This window comes from Xanthomonas sp. D-99, from assembly GCF_017746145.1.
GTDB classification, from domain to species: Bacteria; Pseudomonadota; Gammaproteobacteria; order Xanthomonadales; family Xanthomonadaceae; genus Xanthomonas; species Xanthomonas cissicola.
Map to the genome: position 1 here is coordinate 1 of NZ_JAGHWU010000129.1, position 1,937 is coordinate 1,937.

Below are 1,937 nucleotides of genomic sequence, written 5' to 3' on the forward strand. Positions count from 1 at the left end.
GACAGAAATGGCGAAATTCCGAAGTTCCAAAAGCCACTCTTCGGAACGACGCCACCTTCCGCCCTGTCAGGTCTCGTTGTTCAGACCTTCCCTAAGCGCTCGATGATTCCAACCAGTGCTGTTGCGCCCTTTTTCTGCTGAGGGGCGGTCTGTCGATTCTTTCCGGCTCGAAGCGACATTCAATAGCACGATCGATCATCCGTATCGGATGAGTCCGGTGGCGACGCATCGCAAAAACTCTGTTCGCTCCCCTTAATCGCACGCAGACACGGCGTGGCATTTCTTGCGCGCAGTATTGCGATCGGTGCTGATTGTTGAAGCCACGCTCGCATCAACGACTCGCGCCCATCGCCAAGCAGCCAAGCACTCTTCCTATCCAGTTGCCGTTGCGGTGAGGGAATTGGTCATTGGCTCACTTTGGATTGACGAGCGATCGCCTAGATTGAGCTATGTATCAATCAGCACTCGCCCGCGACGATCTGCCGGGCACAGCTTCGATATCGCCAAGTCCAGCGCTCGCGCAATGCGTGCGTGAGTACTTGCGATTGACGCCGCAACTTCCCAACCCTGGCGCAGGACGCACGTACGCTCGCTGGCAGGCGCTGAGCAGGCTGGGTGCTGCGAGCTTGCCGCTTGCCAAAGTGCTGGAAGCGCACTACGACGCTGTGTCGATTTTTTTCGAGGCCGGCCAACCATTGCCTTCGAATGGAGCGGTGTGGGCAGTGTGGGCAGCGGGTGGGCCGCTTGACACCGTGACGTATGAGGCGAGCTCAAGCACCGTGTCCGGTATCAAACCGTGGTGCAGCGCAGAGTTGGACGTTGTGACACACGCACTGGTGACCGTCAGAAACGGTGATCGGCAGCCGCTTGCCGCAGTGACGCTAAGCCAGGGATGCTTCGAGCTCGATGCAACTCAGTGGCACGGACCAGGCATGCTCGGCATTCCAACTGGCAACGGCCTTTTCGCAAGTGCGCCGGCACGTTTGCTGGGTGAGCCGGAATTCTATTTGCAGCGGCCGGGTTTTTGGCATGGTGGGGCAGGCATCGCGGCCTGCTGGTATGGCGCCGCCGCGGCCATTGCCGAGCATGTCCGCCGCTCGCCACGAGTGGCAAACAACCCTTTCGCCGCAGCACACCTGGGCACCATCGACGAACAGCTGACGGGTGCACGGCTGATGCTGCAAGACCTGGCGAATACGATCGACGACGCTCCAACCCAAAGCCATCAACTGGCTGTCATTCGGTTACGGAGCGTAATGGACCGCGTCTGCCGGGACGTGATCGAACGCGCCGCCTTGGCTCTGGGGCCTGCCTCACTGTGCTGCGATGCCGGGCACGCGCAACGGTGCGCCGACCTGGCTGCCTTCATCCGCCAGTCCCACGGCGAAAAAGACGAGCAGTGGCTGGGGGAGCAGCTGCACGCACGCGAGGTCAACCCATGGTTGCTGTGAGGGGCGAGCAGATCGCAGGGCAAGGCGTCAGCGAACAGCGCTGGCGTGCATCGCGCCAGTTGAATGCGCTGCTCACCAGCAGCCTCGAACAGTTGCTGGGCACCGCTTCACGTGTGGTGGTGGTTTCTCCGCATCCGGATGACGAGGTGCTGGGGTGTGGCGGGCTGCTTGCGATGGCGATCGCATCGGGAAGGCAGGCCCTGATCGTTTCCGTTACCGATGGCGAAGCCGCCTACCCGCAGGACGACGCATGGCCGCCCGCGCGGCTAGCAGCTGCGCGTTGTGAGGAGTTGCGTGATGCGCTGGCGCGCCTGGGCATCGATCCATCCAGCATCGTCAGGCTGGATGCGGGAGATGGCCAGGTACGTGCGGGAGTCGACGCACTTGGTGCGCGGCTGGCCGATCTGCTGCAGCCACGCTGTCACCAGCACTTTTAATCTGACCCACCGCAGCAACTTCAAATTGACCCGCCTCCCGTAGCCTTTG

Annotated in this window: 1 protein-coding gene and 1 pseudogene; both read left to right on the forward strand. The window is 61.6% G+C overall.

Going from position 1 to position 1,937, the window contains the following annotated elements:
* Positions 1 to 932: 932 nt before the first annotated feature.
* On the forward strand, positions 933 to 1,451 hold the full coding sequence (locus J7360_RS21090) for an acyl-CoA dehydrogenase family protein (RefSeq protein WP_057661946.1): 519 nt from the start codon (positions 933 to 935) through the stop codon (positions 1,449 to 1,451).
* Positions 1,439 to 1,870: pseudogene (locus tag J7360_RS21095) on the forward strand (PIG-L family deacetylase); the annotation flags it as partial. The gene J7360_RS21090 and the pseudogene J7360_RS21095, both read left to right, overlap by 13 nt.
* Positions 1,871 to 1,937 lie beyond the last annotated feature (67 nt).

Excerpts from the sequence above, each read along its gene's own strand:
- J7360_RS21090 (WP_057661946.1), top strand. The coding sequence starts at position 933 with ATGCTCGGCATTCCAACTGGCAACGGCCTTTTCGCAAGTGCGCCGGCA.